The organism is Hymenobacter sp. IS2118, assembly GCF_000715495.1.
GTDB lineage: Bacteria > Bacteroidota > Bacteroidia > Cytophagales > Hymenobacteraceae > Hymenobacter.
In genome coordinates, this window is record NZ_JNLX01000031.1 from 93,404 (window position 1) to 111,109 (window position 17,706).

Here is a 17,706-nt window from a genome sequence, read left to right on the forward strand (position 1 = left end):
AAATGCTCCTAAACCGGGCTGTAATTCCGAAAACGTCTAAAAGCAAAAACCCCTAAAAACCGCTTCTGTTGCCAGATTTGCGACTTCTAGGGGCTTTCGTTAGTAAACGGTAGCGGTCTGGACGGGACTCGAACCCGCGACCTCCGCCGTGACAGGGCGGCATTCTAACCAACTGAACTACCAAACCGTTTGCCTTGGTGGAGAAGCCGTGTGCTTTTCCGTTTTGGTGATACAAAGGTAGGGGAAGGAAACCGCGTCCTGCAAGCACAGGGCTAAAGTTTTTCTAAAAACGGGGGTTTGAGAAAGGTTGTGTGTTGTTTTTCAGGCCTATTAATTTTTGTGGGTTGCTGCTGCGATGGATGTTTTACCTTTGCCATCCGCCGAACGAACGGCTTTTGTGGCGGGGGGATGCCTGCTTTCCCCCGTTGCGGCTCTTTGCGGCGTTCTTCTTTCGTCTTTCCATTCGAAATAATCCTTAGTTCATGTTACTCGATTTTGAACAACCCATTGCCGCCCTCGAAGGCAAGCTCCTTGAAATGCAAAAGCTGGCCGACGAGAGTGACGTTGACGTACGCGAGGCTGTTGCGGCACTCGAAGCCAGAATCAAGGCCCTCAAAAAAGAAACCTACGCCAACCTCACCCGCTGGCAGCGCGTGCAGCTCTCGCGCCACCCCGACCGGCCCTATACGCTGGACTATATTGAGGGCATGGCCGAAAAGTTTGTGGAGCTGCACGGCGACCGTACCGTGGGCGACGACAAAGCCATGGTGGGCGGGTTTGGCGAGATTGATGGCCGCACCGTGATGTTTATCGGGCAGCAAAAGGGCCACAACACCAAGCAGCGGCAGTTTCGCAACTTTGGCATGCCTAACCCCGAGGGCTACCGCAAGGCTTTGCGTTTGATGAAGCTGGCCGAGAAATTCAACGTGCCCGTGGTGACGCTCATTGACACGCCCGGCGCTTTTCCGGGCCTGGAGGCCGAGGAGCGGGGGCAGGGCGAGGCCATTGCGCGCAATCTCAAGGAGATGTTTATGCTGAAGGTGCCGGTTGTCTGCGTCATTATTGGCGAGGGCGCCAGTGGCGGGGCTTTGGGTATTGCCATCGGCGACCGGGTGCTGATGCTGGAAAACACCTGGTACTCGGTGATTTCGCCGGAGTCGTGCAGCAGCATTCTGTGGCGCAGCTGGGACTATAAGGAGCAGGCGGCCGAGGCGCTCAAACTCACGGCTACCGATATGAAATCGGCGGGTCTAATCGATGGCATCGTGAAGGAGCCGCTGGGAGGCGCCCACACCGCGCCCGAGCAGATGATTGAAACCCTGAAAAACACGCTGCTCAAAACGCTCAAGGAGCTGGGCGCCATGGACCCCGCCGACCGCATCAGCCAGCGCATCGACAAGTTTTCGGCCATGGGCGTGGTGGTGGAATAAGTCTTTTGAGCTATTAGCTTCTGGCCATTAGCTGTTAGCAGCTACAGGGTTTTGAAAAGGCTAATAGCTAGCAGCTAACAGACTTGTTCCCGAATAAGCAGAAACGAAAAAAGCGAGTCATGTTGAGCGCAGCCGAAGCATCTCTACCGCGCAACTAATCCAATCGACTCAACGAAGCGGTAGAGATGCTTCGGCTGCGCTCAGCATAACCGTCGATTTCATACTTTTTTGTATTTAGGAACAAGTCTACTAAATAAAAATATGAAAATTCATACCATCGGTACTGGTCTTTTTAAGCTCGACGGCGGCGCCATGTTTGGCGTGGTGCCTAAGAGCATGTGGCAAAAGCTGAACCCGCCCGACGCTAATAATATGTGCACCTGGGCTATGCGCTGCCTGCTGATTGAGGACGCGGGCCGGCTGCTGCTCATCGATAATGGCATTGGTGAGAAGCAAGACGAAAAGTTTCGGGGGCATTTCCACCTGCACGGCGACGACACGCTGGAAAAATCCCTGCGCAAGCTGGGCTTCACCAGCGCCGATGTTACGGATGTGTTTCTGACGCACTTGCACTTCGACCACTGCGGCGGCTCGGTGCAGCGCCGGCCCGATGGCGCCTTGCAGGTCGCGTTTCCCAACGCCACGTACTGGAGCAACGAGGCGCACTGGGACTGGGCCGTGACGCCTAACCCCCGCGAGAAGGCGAGCTTTTTGAAGGAGAATATTTTACCCATTCAGGAAAGCGGGCAGTTGCAGTTTGTGGACGTGGCGGCGGGCGTGCCCAGTCGGTTGGCATCGTTTCGCGAAATCATCATGGCCGATGGGCACACCGAGAAAATGATGGTGCCCGTGCTGGACTACAAAGGCCGCACCCTGGCGTTCATGGCTGATTTGTTGCCCAGCACCGGCCATATTCCGCTGCCTTACGTGATGGGGTACGACACGCGCCCGCTCGTGACCATGACCGAAAAAGAGGCCGTGCTGCGCCGGGCAGCCGATGAAAATTGGGTGCTTCTGCTGGAGCACGACGCCACCCACGAGGCCTGCACCGTGCAGCATACCGACAAAGGCGTACGACTGGCCGAAACCTTACGGCTGGCCGATTTGTAAGGCCAGGTTTGGTTGGGTCGAGGCCTGCTTTTGCGTGACGCGCTGGCCCCCGGTGTCTACAAACTAAAAAAGAATAGCACATGGCCCAGCTGGGGTTGGCATTATCGGGGGGCGGCGCGCGGGGAATTGCCCACCTGGGCGTTCTGGCGGCGCTCGATGAGTTGCGGCTGCCCATTGGGCAGCTGGCTGGGGTGAGTTCCGGCGCCATCGCGGCCGTATTTTACGCGGCTGGCATGCCGCCCCGCGAGGTTCTCAAAATGCTGCTCGATACGAACCTGTTTCGGCTTACCCGGCCGGCGTTCAATCGTTTGGGACTGCTGCATCTGGATGCCGTGGCGGAGGTAATTGCCCGGCAGCTAGGGTCAAAAGTGAATTTTGAGGACCTGAATATTCCCCTTACGCTGGTAGCAACCGACCTGCTGGCCGGCGAATCGGTGTATTTCAGCGCGGGACCGGTGTTGCCGCCGCTTTTGGCCTCTTCGGCCGTGCCTATAGTGTACCGGCCGGTGGCGTACCAGGGCCGGCAGCTGGTAGACGGCGGCCTGCTCAACAACCTACCCGTGGAGCCGCTGCTGGGCCGTGCTGATATTCGGGTGGTGGGCGTCAATTGCAACCCCATTAGCCCGGAAGTGCACATTCCCAACCTCCGGCGGCTGATTGAGCGGACGCTCCAGTTGGCCATCAATGCCAATACGAACACCCGCAAAACGCAGTGCCACCTGTTGCTGGAGCCGCCCGAGCTGCGTCATTTCCGGCCGCTGAGCTACAAGCAAGGGGCCGAACTTTTCGCTATTGGCTACCGCCATACTTTGGACAGAGCCAGGGAAATTGTAGCCCTTCTTTCCCCGGAAAAGCGCTAGCTTGGAGCCGGCGGGCCATCTTTGTAGTCTACAATGGTTGGCTCGCTGCCAGCTTCCCGGCTCACCATATCAATACGCTAATCGATGCCCACCCGTAAAACTTCTACAACCTGGTACTTCATCGCAAAATTTGTCTTCTGGATTGCCGGCTGGAAACTGGGCGAAATCCGCAACCCGGAGATTAAGAAAAGCATGATGATTGCGGCCCCGCACACCAGCAACTGGGACCTCATCATGGCGCGGGCCGCCTTTTACCTGATGGATGTGGACGTACGCTTCACCGTGAAAAAGGAATGGACCGAGCACTGGCTGCTGGGTGGCATGGTGCGGGCCGTGGGCGCCCTGCCCGTGGACCGCAGCAAGAACAACAGCCTGGTAGACGGGATGATAAAGCTATTCGACCAGCAAGAGGAGTTGGTGATTCTCATCACGCCGGAGGGCACGCGGGCCTACCAGCCGCGCTGGCGCAAGGGCTATTATTTTGCGGCATTGGGGGCCAACGTTCCCATCCGGCTGGGCTATCTGGACTATAAAAACAAAGAAGCCGGCATAGGTGAAGCCGTGTACCCCTCGGGCGACTACGAAGCCGACGAAGCCAAAATCAAAGCCTTCTATCGGACCAAAACCGGACGCTTTCCGGAGAAAGGCATTCGCTAGCGCTGCGGCCGGATTGGCGCGTCTGCTTATCTTCCGGCATGGATAAAATATTCACCCTGCTTTGGGTTCTGTTTGCCATCGGCGTTTTCGTGTTTCGCATGATTGCGAAGATGCGCGCCACCAACGCGCAGGATAGCCAGGAGCGACCCCGCAACCCTGGCAACGGGGTGCCGGGAATGCCCGCCGCCACGTTTCAGGAACTGCTGAAGCAGATGCAGGCCAAAAACGCGGCCGAACCCGGCGCCCCGGCACCATCGTCGGTACCGGTGCCGCGCCCAAGCCAAACCCCGCCGCCGGCCCCAGGCCGGCGCACGCCCGGCGGCCGCCTGATGCCCCGGGAAATTGCCCGCCCGGCACGTAGCCAGGAGCGCACCACGGTGCGCCAAAGGTCGCTGGAAGCACCGGCCACGGCCCGGCCGCATACCCACCTGGGCCCGTTGGTGCGGCGCTCGGCCGATATGCCCCGCGCTTCGGAAGAAGCGGCTTTGGAACGGAGCATTCAGCCCACCGACGTACGCCCCACGAGTGCCCTGAATACGACCGTGCGCCAGATGCTGGGGCAGCCAGCCACGGTGCGGGCCGCCTTCGTGCTCAGCGAAATTTTTCAGCGCCGGTATTAGGTGCCAAGTCTGAAATTAGCAAGAAGCTGTTTTTGAGGAGCGGAAGTAGTAGATTAGATAGGTTGTTCAGGAAGTAGCCATAAATTAAAATCTGTCATGCTGAGCTTGTCGAAGCATCTCTACCGCATCGTTGAATGGTGCTGACGATGCGAGCGAGATGCTTCGACAAGCTCAGCATGACAGATTTCAGTCTGCGATTACTTCTGCGCGATGGCCTAATCCTGCGTCAGGGCGTAGGCCACTAGGTTGGCACCCATGCGCAGGGCGGCGTCGTGGTTGGCGGGCGTGTCTTCGGGGTAGGTGCCGAGGTCTTCCCAGCCGTTGCCCAGGTCGCATTCGTAGCTGTAGAAACAGACGAGGCGGCCTTTGTAGAGGAGCCCGAAACCCTGGGCGCGTTTGCCGTCGTGCTCGTGTACTTTGGGTAGGCCGCGCGGGAAATCGAACTTTTGGTGGTAAACGGGGTGACCAAAAGGCAGCTCCACGAATTCCAGCTCGGGGAAAACCTTTTTCATTTCGGGCCGGATAAATTTGTCCAGCCCGTAGTTATCGTCGATGTGCAAAAAGCCCCCGCCGATGAGGTAACGGCGCAGGTTCCTGGCTTCGGCCGCAGTGAACGTCACATTGCCGTGGCCCGTCATGTGAATGAACGGGTAGGTGAGCAGCTCGGGCGCGTCGAGCTCCACGGTGGCTTCGTCGGGCGCGATGTTGGTTTTCAGCGTCTGGTTGCAGAACTGAATGAGATTGGGCAGGGAGGTTTTGTTGGCGTACCAGTCGCCGCCGCCGCCGTAGTGCAGCTTGGCAATGCGGAAGCTAGGCGCGGGCGGCGCGGCCGCCGTGAGCGCGAGGAGGAAGGTAACAAGCAGGAGAAACGTAGCGCGCATAAGGGAGAAAGCGAATAGCGGGACAATACCCGTAGCTGGAAAAGAACGAAGGCGGCGCGAAAAGTTCAGCCCGCCGGCCGCCCAACAAAGAAAGCCACTGCCGAACTTCGCGGCTCACCCGCCCGATTTTGCGACCCCGCCCCAACCCATGAGCAAGCAGCAGCTGCACCAGTTTCTTCAGAGCACCGGCCGCATCGGGGCGGCCGACGCGGCGGCCATTGCCGAGCCTTTCGTGGCCAAAACGCTGGCGCGGGGCGAGCTGCTGCTGCGGCAGGGCCAGGTGAGCAACGACTACCTCTTTCTGGATGCGGGCTGGCTGCGGGCCTTCGTGCTGAGCCCGGCGGGGCAGGAGGTGAGCACCACTTTCTACCAGCCGGGGCGCATGGTGCTGGAGCCGGCCTCGTTCTTCACCCGCGCCCCCGCCCAGGAAAACATTCAGGCCCTGACCGACTGCGCCGGCTGGTGCCTCACGTTCCAGCAGTTCAACGAGTTATTTCACGCGCGGCCCGAGTTCCGGGAGTTTGGCCGGGGGCTGCTCGTGCACGGCTTTGCCAACCTCAAGGCCCGGATGCTGGAAATGGTGACGCTAACGGCCGCCGAGCGCTACGCCCAGCTCCTGCGCACCAGCCCCGCGCTGATGCAGCATGTGTCGGTGCGGCACCTGGCCTCCTACCTGGGCATCACCGATACCTCGCTGAGCCGGATTCGGAAAGGGTAGGCCGCGCATTTACTGTCATTTGGCAGGCACTGTGGCCCGGCGGCGGCCGTGCTTTGCGGCGTATTAATTCCTGCTGCTTATGCTGCCCGTTCCTGCTTATCTGGCCGTTGTTTTCATTATTACCACGTTGCTGGCGGTGGGCCTGTTTGGCTGGGCTGCGGGCTGGCCGGGCCGGGCGCTGGTGCTGCTAGCCGGCTGGCTGCTGGTGCAGGGCGGCCTGGCCTACAGCGGGTTCTATACGCACCCGGTGGGCTGGCCGCCCCGGTTTACCCTGCTGTTGCTGCCACCCGTGGGGCTGCTGGCGGCGTTGTTTTGCACGCCTCGGGGCCGCGTCTGGCTCGGCCAGCTGCGCCTCGACCGGCTCACGCTGCTGCACGTGGTGCGTATTCCGGTGGAGCTGGTGCTGCTGGGCCTCTACAAAGCCGACACCGTGCCGCAGCTGATGACGTTTGAGGGCCGCAACTTCGACATTCTGGCCGGGCTCACGGCCCCGGTGGTGTACTGGGTGGCGTTTCGGCAGCGGCGGTTGGGCCGTCGGGGCCTGCTGCTGTGGAATCTGCTGGCCCTGGGGCTGCTGGGCAATATCGTTGTCAATGCGCTGCTTTCAGCCCCTTCGCCGTTCCAGCGCTTCGCGTTCGGCCAACCCAACGTGGCCATTCTGCACTTTCCCTTTGCCTGGCTGCCCGCCGTCGTGGTGCCGCTGGTGCTGCTGGCGCACCTCACGGCCATTAGGCGGCTGTGGTCGGGCGGTACTTTTCCTGAAACAGACGCTTCCCATGCTGCTGCTGCTGCTACTACTGCCGGTTGTGGGCCGAACCGTTAGGCTTATGGCGGGTGGGTACCGGGCTGCCCGGTGCAGCGTATATTTCCGGCAGCGCATTCGCCCTCTTTCAAATAAAACACCGATGACAACTGGCCAGGACCTCCTCGACCTCGGGTTTAAGCCCGGCAAATGGTTTAAAGACGCACTAGCGCACATCAACGACCACGACCTGAGCGGTGCCGCCCTGACGGCCTACCTCGATACCGTGAAGCCCGCGCCCACCATTCCGCTGCTTGCCGCGCCGGTGGCCTACCACGAAAACATCCGGGCCGAATCGGCTGTGGAGCAGGACAATATCGATTATGTGAAGAAGTCGATGGCCCTGCTCATGCGCACGCCCACGGTGGTGGCCGGGGCCATTATGCCCGATGCCTGCCCGGCCGGGCCGCTGGGCACCATCCCGGTGGGCGGCGTAGTGGCCACGCTGCGGGCCATTCATCCGGGCATGCACTCCGCTGATATCTGCTGCTCGGTGATGCTGACCAACCTGGGCAAAGCCGACCCCAAAACCGTGCTCGACGTGGCGCAGCGCACTACGCATTTCGGCCCCGGTGGGCGGGAGGAGGGCCGGCAGTTTGCGCTGCCGGCCGAGATTGCGGCCGAAATGGCGGCCAACCCGTTTCTGAATTCAGCGCGCAGTTTGAAAATGGCCCGCGAGCATTTGGGTACGCAGGGCGATGGCAATCATTTCTTGTACGTGGGCGTTTCGGCCGCCACCGGCGATACCATGCTCATAAGCCACCATGGCTCGCGCGGTGTGGGGGCGGTGCTCTACGGTCATGGTATGAAAGTGGCGGAGTTTTTTAGGCGTGAAATCTCGCCCGAAACTGCCCCGGCCAACGCCTGGATTCCGAGTGATACCGTGGAAGGCGAAAACTACTGGCAGGCGCTGCAAACCGTGCGCAAATGGACCAAGCAGAACCATCTGGTACTGCACGATGCCATTGTGGCGGAAACTGGCGCGGCCGTGCAACAGCGCTACTGGAACGAGCACAACTTCGTGTTCCGCGACGGCGACGTCTTCTACCATGCCAAAGGCGCTACACCGCTGGATACCAAATTTATGCCCGATATCACCGGCCCGCGCATTGTTCCACTCAACATGGCCCAGCCCATTCTGATTGTGGAAGGCGACACGAACGAGAATAATCTTGGCTTTGCTCCGCACGGCGCGGGCCGCAACCTGAGCCGCACCCGCCACAAATTCAGCAAAGCCGGCCAGACCACCGAGGAAATTTTTGCCGAAGAAACCCAAGGCATCGACGCCCGTTTTTTCTTCAACCGCATTGATATTTCGGAGCTGCCCAGCGCTTACAAAAACGCCGAGGACGTGAAGCAGCAAATCACGGAATTCAACCTGGCCACCATCATCGACGAAATCCGCCCCTACGGCTGCATCATGGCCGGCGACTGGGAGCAAGATGCCCCGTGGCGCAAGAAAAAGCTGGCGAAAAAAGCCGCTGAGGCCGCCGCGGCAGCCGAAGGAGCCGCCAATTCGCAGGCCGATGCTTCGGCGCTGGCGGAGTAGGTGCTGGGGAGGAGTGCCTGTTGGCTGAACTCAATTCTACTGGTTGCAAACTATTGTTTGAAGCAGGTTCTGCAGTGAAAATTATGAAGCTGCCAAAATAGCGCTATGAGGTAGCGTTGCCCTCCCTGAATAAAGCTACCTTGCCCACTCTTCCACTAATAATTTAACTGCCGCTTCCATATGGAATTCAATAGCAAAAAGCTGGAACGCACCTCGAAACTGGTCTACTACGCCATCGCCATTATTCTGTGCGCCTTTTTGATACTGCTCTCCAACCAGATTATTGGCGACCTCGATACTGCCACCGCGCAGCCGGAGGTGGAGGATTTTATGAATAAGCAAGCCGTAGCCCGCCTCCAAAGCCGGGAAAACCAACTGGCGGCGGAAGTGGGCACCCTGCGCGATAAAAACACGGCCGTGGAGCGCATCATGGAAACGGCCCAGCAGAACTACGCCAACGAAAAGCAGTCGTTCGATAACTGGGTGAAGGCCCGCAAAACCCTGGGCTCGCCCAACGAAGACCAGGAAGTACTGGACCGGGCCAAACGCCTCGACGAATTTTACAAAGTAGAGCAGGCCTGGCGGGCGCAGCTGTCGGCCCGGCAGGTGGCCATCGAAGCCAAGGAGCGGCAGCAGGAGCAGCTGGAGCTGGAGAAGGAACGGGAGAACAGCCTGGCCTACGACAAGTACGAAACCGAGCTTAAAAGCTACCAGCTGCGCGTATTTCTGATTCGGCTGCTATTTGTGGGGCCTATTCTGGGGCTGGGTATTTTCTTCTTCGTTCGCTACCGCCGGCATAAGTTTTGGCCGCTTTTTCTGGGCTTTACGCTGTTTTCGCTCTACGCTTTTTTCTTTGGCCTGGTGCCTTATCTGCCCAGCTACGGCGGCTACGTGCGCTCGGCCGTGGGCATTGCGCTGTCGGTCGGGTTGGGCTACTACGCCATCAAAACCATCCGGGCCTATCTGGAACGCAAGCGGCTGGAGCTACAGGAGTCGAGCCAGGTGCGGGCCCAGAACGTGCAGCTGGAAGTAGCCGAAAAGGCCCTCGAAAACCATTACTGCCCTTCCTGTGGCAAAGACTTCATCCTGAAAAAATGGGAATTTCCACTCCCGGCCGAAGCCAGCATCGCCAACCGGCTGGTAACCGATTTCTGCCGCCATTGCGGACTGGAGCTATTTTCGGACTGCCGGAACTGCGGCAGCAAAAACTTTAGCCACATGCCTTTCTGTGCCACCTGCGGCACCCGGCCCAGCGCTGCGGCGCAGCCCCAAAGCGGCAGCCCGGTGGCTATCTGATTCTAAGACGGCTCACCGGCCAGCTGCCGCGCAATGTGGGCCGTGAAAACCGCCGCCAGCGCCGCCGTTTCCGTGCGCAGCCGTGAAGCCCCCAGCGTCACCGGCCGGATGCCGCATTCCAGCGCCAGCGCGATTTCGGCGGGCGTGAAATCCCCCTCCGGGCCGATGAGTACGCAGCAGCCCGACCCGGTGGCGGCCACTTGCGCCAGGTCGGTGCGCTCGCCTTCTTCCAGGTGCGCGATGTAGGTGGCTTTCGCCGTCATGCCCGCCACAAACGCCCCGAAATCCTGTAGCTCGTCCAGCTGCGGCAGCCACGCCTGGCCGCTCTGCTTCATGGCGCTGATGGCAATTTTTTCCAGTCGCTCCAGCTTCAGCTCGCGGCGCTCGGAGCGGGCGCAGCGCAGGAAGCTGATGCGCTCGACGCCCACTTCCACGGCCTTTTCCACGAACCACTCCATGCGGTCGAGGTTTTTGGTGGGGGCCACGGCTACGTGCGTGCGGTAGGAGCGGGGCGCCACAGTTTCCTGCTGGATGATGCGTAGTTGGCAGCGCTTGGGGTTGGCATCGGCCACGGCCGCCGTGTAGCGGCTGCCGCGGCCGTCGAGCAGCTCCACGTCATCGCCGGCGCCAAGGCGCAGCACGCGCACGGCGTGCTTGCTTTCGTCTTCGGGTAAGGTGTAAGCAGTGCCGCTAAGTTCGGGCGCGTAAAAAGTGTGCATGGGACAAAGTACGGGACAGCGCCGCAAATGGCATGAGGCAGTCCGGGGCTAGCGCCCGTATGTCCACCCTGCGCTAAGACTGCCCATCCGGTGCTCATCAAAGCCTTCAACCACGCGTAGGGCGTCCTTTTCAGAGCGGTAGCCACCCTGCAAACGGGTTTCTACACGGCTGCTGTCATGGCCGGCAGCCCGGCTCATCCGCACAGGCTCCAGAGCCAAGCTTGCTCACTTCGCTGAACCGACTTCGCTGAACCGACTTCGCTGAACCGACTTCGCTGAACCGACTTCGCTGAACCGACTTCGCTGAACCGACTTCGCTGAACCGACTTCGCTTGCGAGGCAGTAATCCCGGCCAAGGCGCGCGAAAGTGATGAATTGACAAATGCGCTAGTTAAAAAAAGATACCGCGTAGCGTAGCATTCAGCTGGTTGACGTAGACTTTATTGTTCGGAATATATAAATTTATAAAATATTATGTTTACATAAATTTTGGTCTGATAGTGAAGAGTTGAAATGAACGTGAACGGGCAACCTAATCGGCAAAATAATGAAACGACGCGCCTTTCTGGTATCTGCGGCCATAGCTTTTCCCGCGGTAGCTGCTGGTAAATACGGACCTTCCCAGGTGAATTCTCCCGGCAAAGGATTTAAAGTCCCGGCGGGCGAGGGGCGGCGGCACGGGCACATCAAGTTACAGGGAGTAAACGCCAACATCATGGACGTTAAAGTCTCAGGCAGAGACACCGCTGGGGCCTTAGCCATTTTTGAGCAAACCAGCCTGTCGCCCAAACGCGGGACGCCATTGCATGTGCACGCGCACCAAGATGAAGTCTTTCAGGTTTTGGCAGGAGAATACGTTTTCCGGGTCGGCAGCGAGAGCTTCAGGCTCAAAACCGGCGACATTATTTTCCTGCCGCGTGCTGTTCCACACGCTTGGACGCAAGTTTCGGAGCGCGGCAAAATGTACGTAATTTTTCAACCCGCTGGAAAACTCGAAGAATTTTTTCTGGCGTTGGCTTCTTTGACCAAAGAACCCACGCAGGGTGAGCTGGCGCAGATTTTTGCAGCCCATGACATGCAAGTTGTCGGCCCTCCACTTTCCGTTGAATGATGCCAACCTTGCGAAGCAACAAAAAAACCCCCACCAGCTGCAACTGGTGGGGGTTTTTGTTTGAGAGAAACGCTGCTTACGCTACCTCCGCAGCTACTGCTACTTTGGGGGCGCCGGCCATGATTTCATCGTTGGCATACTCGGCGTATTTCTTGAAGTTCTCCACGAACTTCTCGGCTAGCGAACCGGCCGTTTTGTCGTAAGCGGCTTTGTCGGCCCAGGTGTTGCGCGGGTCTAGGATTTCGGTGGGCACGCCGGGCACGGCGCCGGGCACGGCCACCCCGAAAATAGGGTGCTTGGTGAATTTCACCTGGTCGAGCTGCCCGTTGAGGGCGGCCGTAATCATGCCGCGGGTGTAGCCCAGCTTCATGCGCGAGCCGGTGCCGTAGCTGCCGCCGGTCCAGCCGGTGTTGATGAGCCAGACGTTGATGTTGGGGTTTTCATCCATTTTCTTGCCCAGCATCTCCGCGTATTTGGTAGGGTGCAGGGGCAGGAACACGGCGCCGAAGCAGGCCGAGAACGTAGTTTGCGGCTCGGTGATGCCCATTTCGGTGCCCGCCACCTTGGCCGTGTAGCCCGACATGAAGAGGTACATGGCGTGGCTCTTGTCGAGCTTGCTGATGGGAGGTAGCACGCCGAAAGCATCGGCGGTGAGGAAGAAAATGTTCTTCGGCGCATCGGCCACACTGGGCTCGATGGCGTTGTCGATAAAGTTGATGGGGTAGGCGGTGCGGGTGTTTTCCGTCACCGACTTGTTGGCGTAGTCCACGGTGTGGGTGCCGGGCACGAAGCGCGTGTTTTCCACGATGGAGCCGAAGCGGATGGCATCCCAAATCTGGGGCTCTTTCTCCTGGCTCAGGTCAATCACCTTGGCGTAGCAGCCGCCTTCAAAGTTGAAGATGCCGGCCTTGGGTGTCCAGCCGTGCTCGTCGTCTCCGATGAGGCCGCGGTTCGGGTCGGCCGAGAGGGTGGTTTTGCCGGTGCCCGAGAGGCCGAAGAAGATGGCCGTATCGCCAGCTTCGCCCACGTTGGCCGAGCAGTGCATGGGCAGCGTTTCGCGCTCGTGGGGCAGCAGGTAGTTCAGCACGCCAAAGATGCCCTTCTTCATCTCGCCGGCGTAGCCTGTGCCGCCAATCAGAATCATCTTCTTGGTGAAGTTGAGGATGGCGAAGTTGGGCTGGCGGGTGCCGTCCACGGCGGGGTCGGCCTCAAAGCCGGGCGCGCAGATAATGCTGAAATCGGGCAGCCAGCTGGTGTCGGCACCCTCGGCGGGGCGCAGAAACATGTTGTAGCAGAACAGGTTGTGCCAGGCCTGCTCGTTCACGATGCGCAGCTTGAGCTGGTAGTCGGGGTTAGCGCCGGCGTAGGCTTCGCGCACGTACAGGTCTTTATCGGCCAGGTAAGCCACCATTTTCTGGTGCAGCTGGTCAAATTTGTCTTCCTCGAAAGGGATATTGATGTCGCCCCACCACACGCTGTCTTCGGTGTTGGCGTCGCGTACCACGAACCGGTCTTTGGGCGAGCGGCCGGTGAATTTGCCGGTGTCGGCCATCAGGGCGCCGGTGTCGGTGAGGTGGCCCTCGCCGTTGCGCAAAGCGTGCTCAATGAGCGCTGCAGGCGTTAAATTGAGGTGGACGGTGCCCGTTTTGGTAAAGCCCAGGGGCTGCAAACGATTGGGGGATTCGGAGGCCAGGGGAGAAGGTTCTTGCATGGCGGTGGTGGTGTTGGGTGGGAATTCCGTTGGATTAGGGTGCAAAGGTAGAATTAAACGGCCCATTGGCAGTGAAACAATTCACTAGTTTAAGGGGACAAATTAAACCTTGTCTGATTTGTGGGTTAGTTTTAGGGCCCTAAGTAACGGCCGCAAGCCCATCCGTGGCCCCGCGGTATGGTCGCGGCCGGCCGTTTGGTTTGCTTTGTCCCTGCCTCAACCGCCTGCCCAATGACCACTAACATCGCCAGCTACAATGGCATTTACGGCGACCGCAAGGCCCAGCTTTCGCACGACTACCTGCAGAGCCAGCTCATTGTGCCGCGCCTGCGCCTCACCGACTGGGGCCTCAAGCCGCACCTGCACGAAAACCTGTTTCAGCTATTTTTCCTCGAAGCCGGCCGGGCCACGTTTGAGGCGCCGGAAATGGTGGAGCTGGTCACGCCCTGCCTGGTCATTATTCCGGCCAATACCGTGCACGGCTTCACCTTCAGTCCGCAGGTGCAGGGCCGTACCCTCACGCTTTCCGAGGCCCTGCTCGACACCATTCTGCAGGCCACGCCCGGCGTGCTGGTCGAGCTCAACAGCGTACACATTCTCTCCGACTTCAACTCCGAAGTCACTTTTGCCGACCTGCAGGCGCTGGAGCAGCGGATTCACGAGGAAATCAACTCCGAGCTGCCCGGCAAGCAGCTGGCGCTGAATGGTTACTTCAAGCTGCTCTTCGTGAAGATATTCCGGCTGCTGCACCACAACCGCCGCAAGCAGGAAAGCCCCAACCGCGCCCTGCACTACTACCGCGAGTTCCAGAAAGCCATCGCCCGCACGGCTCCGTTTGAGAAAAAAATCTCGGAGTTCGCCCAGGAGCTCAAGATTACCCAAGTGCACCTCAACCGCATCTGTCAGGCGGTGAAGGGCAAAACGGCCCAGCAGATTGTGCAGGCCCACACCATTCGCAAGGCCCACAACTACCTGCTCTACACCTCGCTCTCGGTGGCCGAAATTGCCTACGAGCTGCGGTTCGTGGACCCCGGCTATTTCACCCGCTTCTTCCGCAAGCAAACCGGCCTCGCGCCCGGTGCCTACCGCACCAAAGCCTATCGCAGCGACTCCACAACGCATAATTCGTAGCAGCGCGCCTTGGCGCGTTCAATCGTTGGATTCGCTTGGCGACGACAAATCAGGGCGCCACCAGTACCTACTCCAATGATTGAACGCGCCGAGGCGCGTTCCTACGATAATGCCGAAACTTTCCTAGCTTTACCGTGCCCATACTGCACTAATTCGTAATCAGGGCCTCATTTTTCGCTAGTTGCCTTCTCATTACTCACTCTAATTTTGCTTATGCAACCACTTGCTGCCCAGCCCGGGCAACCACTTTCCTCGGATTCCACGAGCCACCCCAGCGGGCTGTACCTGCTGTTTGCCACCGAAATGTGGGAGCGGTTCAGCTACTACGGCATGCGGGCCGTGCTGGTGCTGTTCCTCACCAAGGCCATGATGATGGACAAGGCCTTCGCGTCGAAGTTCTACGGCGGCTACACCAGTCTGGTATACCTCACGCCGCTCATCGGCGGCTTCATTTCCGATAGGTACTGGGGCAACCGGCGCTCCATCATCACGGGCGGCCTGCTGATGGCGCTGGGCCAGTTTACGTTGTTTTTCTGCGCTTCGAACTACGGCCCGGTCGAGTCGCACGCGCTCAGCCATTGGCTGCTGTACCTGGGCCTGGGCGTGATGATTGTGGGCAACGGCTTCTTCAAACCCAACATTTCGTCGATGGTGGGCACGCTCTACAGTGCCACCGACAAGCGCAAAGACGCCGCTTACACCATCTTCTACATGGGTATCAACCTGGGTTCCTTCATCGGCAATACCATCACCAGCCTCATCGGCGACACCGGCAACCCATCGGACTTCCGCTGGGCTTTCCTGGCCTGCGGCATTGCCATGCTGCTGGGCACGGCGGTGTTCAACTGGGGCAAAGACAAGTACCTGCACACGCCCACCGGCGAAGAAGTTGGCCTGACCCCCGTGGAGTCGGGCGGCATCATGGGCGTGTACGCGCTGCTGCCGGTGCTGCTGGCGCTTATCCTGGGCATCCTGTGGCTCGATTCGGCCAAGTTTCCCACCATCGCGCCGCTGTTGGGCGTGGCCGTGCTGGGTATTTCCTACATGATTTTCAGCGATAAGTCGTTGAGTGGGGCCGACGTGAAAGGCATCATGGTTATTTTCATCGTGTCGTTCTTTGTGGTGTTTTTCTGGGCGGCTTTCGAGCAGGCTCCGGCTTCGCTCACCTTCTTCGCCGATGAGCAGATGAACCGCACCATCTTCGGCTACACCCTGCCGGCCAGTATCTTCCAGAACCTGAACGCCATTTTCGTGGTAATTGGCGCCCCGCTCATGGCCATGGTCTGGACGGCCCTGGGCCGCCGCGGTGCCGAGCCGCCGTCCCCCCTTAAGATGGCTATCGGCCTGGCCTTCCTGGCCGCGGGCTACCTCGTGATGTGCTTCGGCGTGACTAACCTGCAGCCCGGCGTGAAGGTGAGCATGTTCTTCCTGGTGGCGCTGTATTTCCTGCACTCGGTGGGTGAGCTGTGTTTGTCGCCCATCGGCCTGTCGCTGGTAAATAAGCTGGCCCCGGTCAAGTTTGCCTCCCTGCTGATGGCCGTGTGGTTCCTGGCCAACGCGGCCGCCAACTACCTGGCCGGCTACATGAGCAGCCTCTATCCCGACCCCGCTTCTACTGGCCCCGCGCCGCAGCTGCTGGGCTTCCAGATTAATACCCTCTACGACTTCTTCATGGTGTTTGTGGTATCGGCCGCCGCTGCCGCCATCATCCTGTTCCTCATCAGCGGCAAGCTGGCCAAGATGATGGACGCCCGCAATTACCCCGCGCCCGCACCTAAGGCGTAGGGAGCAAGGTGCGAAAGCAACAACTAAAAGCCCCCGATGCTGCTGCGTCGGGGGCTTTTTCTTTGGCTCGAAACGATGACTGACTTTTACATCAAATTGCTTGGAGCGGCTGTTCCGCAGTCAGGGCCGCCCGGGCGTTAACCTCACGGGACCTCCTAGCCCCAGCGTTGGGAGGTTCTGACTCGCCGGGCGCGGGCCCCATCTCCTAGCCCCTTCCCCTGCGGGAGAAGGGGGACTAATTCTAGTTTTCTAGTTTGCGAATTTTAAGCCTAGAGCTAAAAGCTAGTCCCCCTTCTCCCGGAGGGGAAGGGGCTAGGGGATGGGGTGTTGCGCCCGGCGAGTAGAGCGTAGCAACTCTGGGGCTAGGCCCAAAAGGGGGCCCGTGCGGTCAACGCCTGGGCGGCCCTGACCGCAAAAGTGCCAAAAAAAGCCCTCCCGGCCGCAGGGCTGGAAGGGCTTTTGAGCGTGGGAAGCGTGGTGGCCCGCCCGGCGCTGGCGTCGCTCCCGCTGGCCCAGGAGGCTACGCGGGCAGCGCGGGTTTGCGGGTCGCTACCAACGGCAGCAGTGTTTCGGCGCGGGTCAGGCGGGCGTCGGCGGTGTTGGCGTCGAACATGCGTTCGGCCTTGTCGTCGCCGCCCTGGCGGTAGGTTTTCAGCACGAGGTTGTTGAGGCGGGTTTCGTCGGCCAGTAGCTCGGCTTTGGCTTTTGCGTTGGCTTCCGGGTCGGCGATGGCGGCCACTTCCAGGGTGCGGGCCGCGTTCTGGGCCGTGAGGCGCGATATTTCGGCAGCGCGGCCTTCGGCGCTGCCAAAGTTGGTGACGGAGTTGGTCAGGCCCAGGCGCTGGTATTCAGCCGTGGACTTGCTGCTGGTCAGGAAGAGCGTGAACCGGTCACATTCGGCCTTGGTGAGGAGGGCCGCTACGATTTGGGCATCGGTGTAAGACATAGGGAAGACGGTTGAGGTGGAAAAAATGGAAGGAAAAAATGCCGGGCTATCTGAAGGCGGTTCAAAAAATCCTTAAACCACCTTCCTTGCCGCCCATAACATCCGCTATTCCTATTTATTGTGTTTCCTCCAAATTTCCGGCGGCGGCCGTTTCCCCCGCCTCGAGCGCGGCAGCCAGTACGGCCGCTTCGGCGCGCAGGCCCGCCAAACGGGCCTCGGCCAGCAGCGTAGCGGCCCGGCCGCTGGTGCCAAGCAGCTCCTGACGGGCCTGGCTGAGTAGCAGCGCCCACTGTGCCTGCTGGGCCCCGAGGCGGGCGGGCGGCAGCGGGTCGGTGGCAGCGGCCGAACCCAGGGCGTTGGGCACGGCGGTAGCGGCGGCC

Annotated in this window: 17 protein-coding genes and 1 tRNA gene; 12 read left to right on the forward strand and 6 right to left on the reverse strand. The window is 59.9% G+C overall.

The features are described 5' to 3' along the window. Positions 1–113: 113 nt before the first annotated feature. Positions 114–187 (reverse strand) — tRNA-Asp (locus GM79_RS01740). Positions 188–482: 295 nt separating this feature from the next. Here GM79_RS01740 and GM79_RS01745 point away from each other — a divergent pair. The 5 genes from GM79_RS01745 (at position 483) to GM79_RS01765 (ending at position 4,677) form a co-directional block, all read left to right on the forward strand. Next, entirely contained in the window at positions 483–1,430 is a 948-nt protein-coding gene (locus GM79_RS01745) for an acetyl-CoA carboxylase carboxyltransferase subunit alpha (protein WP_035558195.1), read from the forward strand. 261 nt (positions 1,431–1,691) lie between these two features. Continuing rightward, positions 1,692–2,540: an MBL fold metallo-hydrolase gene (locus GM79_RS01750; protein WP_035558197.1), complete on the forward strand. Its 849-nt coding sequence runs from the start codon at positions 1,692–1,694 to the stop codon at positions 2,538–2,540. Positions 2,541–2,620: 80 nt separating this feature from the next. Next, positions 2,621–3,400 (forward strand): patatin-like phospholipase family protein, encoded by a 780-nt coding sequence (locus tag GM79_RS01755; protein WP_035558201.1) that lies wholly within the window; start codon positions 2,621–2,623, stop codon positions 3,398–3,400. An 84-nt stretch (positions 3,401–3,484) separates the two neighbouring features. Continuing rightward, positions 3,485–4,057 (forward strand): 1-acyl-sn-glycerol-3-phosphate acyltransferase, encoded by a 573-nt coding sequence (locus tag GM79_RS01760; protein WP_035558204.1) that lies wholly within the window; start codon positions 3,485–3,487, stop codon positions 4,055–4,057. A gap of 38 nt (positions 4,058–4,095) precedes the next feature. After that, complete coding sequence (locus GM79_RS01765) at positions 4,096–4,677, forward strand: hypothetical protein (RefSeq protein WP_035558208.1); 582 nt, start codon at positions 4,096–4,098, stop codon at positions 4,675–4,677. Between the two features lie 215 nt (positions 4,678–4,892). Here the strand turns inward: GM79_RS01765 and GM79_RS01770 are convergent, their stop codons facing one another. Continuing rightward, a complete protein-coding gene (locus GM79_RS01770) occupies positions 4,893–5,558 on the reverse strand; it encodes a DUF4159 domain-containing protein (RefSeq protein WP_035558210.1) in 666 nt (221 codons plus the stop codon). A gap of 148 nt (positions 5,559–5,706) precedes the next feature. Between GM79_RS01770 and GM79_RS01775 the strand changes: the two genes are divergently transcribed. The 4 genes from GM79_RS01775 to GM79_RS01790 all read left to right on the forward strand — a co-directional run bounded on the left by GM79_RS01775 (position 5,707) and on the right by GM79_RS01790 (position 9,923). Next, positions 5,707–6,276 (forward strand): Crp/Fnr family transcriptional regulator, encoded by a 570-nt coding sequence (locus GM79_RS01775; RefSeq protein ID WP_035558214.1) that lies wholly within the window; start codon positions 5,707–5,709, stop codon positions 6,274–6,276. Positions 6,277–6,355: 79 nt separating this feature from the next. After that, a complete protein-coding gene (locus GM79_RS01780) occupies positions 6,356–7,099 on the forward strand; it encodes a hypothetical protein (RefSeq protein WP_072008498.1) in 744 nt (247 codons plus the stop codon). An 82-nt stretch (positions 7,100–7,181) separates the two neighbouring features. Beyond that, complete coding sequence (locus tag GM79_RS01785) at positions 7,182–8,627, forward strand: RtcB family protein (protein ID WP_035558217.1); 1,446 nt, start codon at positions 7,182–7,184, stop codon at positions 8,625–8,627. A gap of 180 nt (positions 8,628–8,807) precedes the next feature. Further along, positions 8,808–9,923, forward strand: coding sequence for a hypothetical protein (locus GM79_RS01790; protein WP_035558220.1), 1,116 nt, complete (start codon positions 8,808–8,810; stop codon positions 9,921–9,923). Positions 9,924–9,925: 2 nt separating this feature from the next. Here the strand turns inward: GM79_RS01790 and GM79_RS01795 are convergent, their stop codons facing one another. Beyond that, entirely contained in the window at positions 9,926–10,642 is a 717-nt protein-coding gene (locus GM79_RS01795) for a 16S rRNA (uracil(1498)-N(3))-methyltransferase (RefSeq protein ID WP_035558223.1), read from the reverse strand. A 547-nt stretch (positions 10,643–11,189) separates the two neighbouring features. On the opposite strand from GM79_RS01795, the gene GM79_RS23565 reads away from it, so the two are divergent. Then, positions 11,190–11,753, forward strand: coding sequence for a cupin domain-containing protein (locus GM79_RS23565; RefSeq protein ID WP_072008499.1), 564 nt, complete (start codon positions 11,190–11,192; stop codon positions 11,751–11,753). A gap of 76 nt (positions 11,754–11,829) precedes the next feature. Here GM79_RS23565 and pckA read toward each other — a convergent pair whose 3' ends face one another. Beyond that, positions 11,830–13,464, reverse strand: a complete 1,635-nt coding sequence (pckA, locus tag GM79_RS01805; RefSeq protein ID WP_035558299.1) for a phosphoenolpyruvate carboxykinase (ATP) — start codon at positions 13,462–13,464, stop codon at positions 11,830–11,832. A gap of 231 nt (positions 13,465–13,695) precedes the next feature. On the opposite strand from pckA, the gene GM79_RS01810 reads away from it, so the two are divergent. Continuing rightward, entirely contained in the window at positions 13,696–14,595 is a 900-nt protein-coding gene (locus GM79_RS01810) for an AraC family transcriptional regulator (RefSeq protein WP_035558230.1), read from the forward strand. A 213-nt stretch (positions 14,596–14,808) separates the two neighbouring features. After that, on the forward strand, positions 14,809–16,380 hold the full coding sequence (locus GM79_RS01815) for a peptide MFS transporter (RefSeq protein ID WP_051718372.1): 1,572 nt from the start codon (positions 14,809–14,811) through the stop codon (positions 16,378–16,380). Between the two features lie 520 nt (positions 16,381–16,900). On the opposite strand, the gene GM79_RS01820 is transcribed toward GM79_RS01815, so the two are convergent. Together GM79_RS01820 and GM79_RS25290 are read right to left on the reverse strand one after the other, a co-directional pair. Beyond that, on the reverse strand, positions 16,901–17,326 hold the full coding sequence (locus tag GM79_RS01820; RefSeq protein WP_035558233.1) for a hypothetical protein: 426 nt from the start codon (positions 17,324–17,326) through the stop codon (positions 16,901–16,903). A gap of 115 nt (positions 17,327–17,441) precedes the next feature. Continuing rightward, the coding region (locus GM79_RS25290; protein ID WP_035558235.1) for a hypothetical protein at positions 17,442–17,706 on the reverse strand (265 nt) is incomplete at its 5' end.

What these genes read in the sequence shown, in the direction of transcription:
- GM79_RS01745 (WP_035558195.1), top strand. Translation starts at nt 483, where the DNA reads ATGTTACTCGATTTTGAACAACCCATTGCCGCCCTCGAAGGCAAGCTC.
- GM79_RS01750 (WP_035558197.1), top strand. Translation starts at nt 1,692, where the DNA reads ATGAAAATTCATACCATCGGTACTGGTCTTTTTAAGCTCGACGGCGGC.
- GM79_RS01755 (WP_035558201.1), top strand. Translation starts at nt 2,621, where the DNA reads ATGGCCCAGCTGGGGTTGGCATTATCGGGGGGCGGCGCGCGGGGAATT.
- GM79_RS01760 (WP_035558204.1), top strand. Translation starts at nt 3,485, where the DNA reads ATGCCCACCCGTAAAACTTCTACAACCTGGTACTTCATCGCAAAATTT.
- GM79_RS01765 (WP_035558208.1), top strand. Translation starts at nt 4,096, where the DNA reads ATGGATAAAATATTCACCCTGCTTTGGGTTCTGTTTGCCATCGGCGTT.
- GM79_RS01770 (WP_035558210.1), bottom strand. Translation starts at nt 5,558, where the DNA reads ATGCGCGCTACGTTTCTCCTGCTTGTTACCTTCCTCCTCGCGCTCACG.
- GM79_RS01775 (WP_035558214.1), top strand. Translation starts at nt 5,707, where the DNA reads ATGAGCAAGCAGCAGCTGCACCAGTTTCTTCAGAGCACCGGCCGCATC.
- GM79_RS01780 (WP_072008498.1), top strand. Translation starts at nt 6,356, where the DNA reads ATGCTGCCCGTTCCTGCTTATCTGGCCGTTGTTTTCATTATTACCACG.
- GM79_RS01785 (WP_035558217.1), top strand. Translation starts at nt 7,182, where the DNA reads ATGACAACTGGCCAGGACCTCCTCGACCTCGGGTTTAAGCCCGGCAAA.
- GM79_RS01790 (WP_035558220.1), top strand. Translation starts at nt 8,808, where the DNA reads ATGGAATTCAATAGCAAAAAGCTGGAACGCACCTCGAAACTGGTCTAC.
- GM79_RS01795 (WP_035558223.1), bottom strand. Translation starts at nt 10,642, where the DNA reads ATGCACACTTTTTACGCGCCCGAACTTAGCGGCACTGCTTACACCTTA.
- GM79_RS23565 (WP_072008499.1), top strand. Translation starts at nt 11,190, where the DNA reads ATGAAACGACGCGCCTTTCTGGTATCTGCGGCCATAGCTTTTCCCGCG.
- pckA (WP_035558299.1), bottom strand. Translation starts at nt 13,464, where the DNA reads ATGCAAGAACCTTCTCCCCTGGCCTCCGAATCCCCCAATCGTTTGCAG.
- GM79_RS01810 (WP_035558230.1), top strand. Translation starts at nt 13,696, where the DNA reads ATGACCACTAACATCGCCAGCTACAATGGCATTTACGGCGACCGCAAG.
- GM79_RS01815 (WP_051718372.1), top strand. Translation starts at nt 14,809, where the DNA reads ATGCAACCACTTGCTGCCCAGCCCGGGCAACCACTTTCCTCGGATTCC.
- GM79_RS01820 (WP_035558233.1), bottom strand. Translation starts at nt 17,326, where the DNA reads ATGTCTTACACCGATGCCCAAATCGTAGCGGCCCTCCTCACCAAGGCC.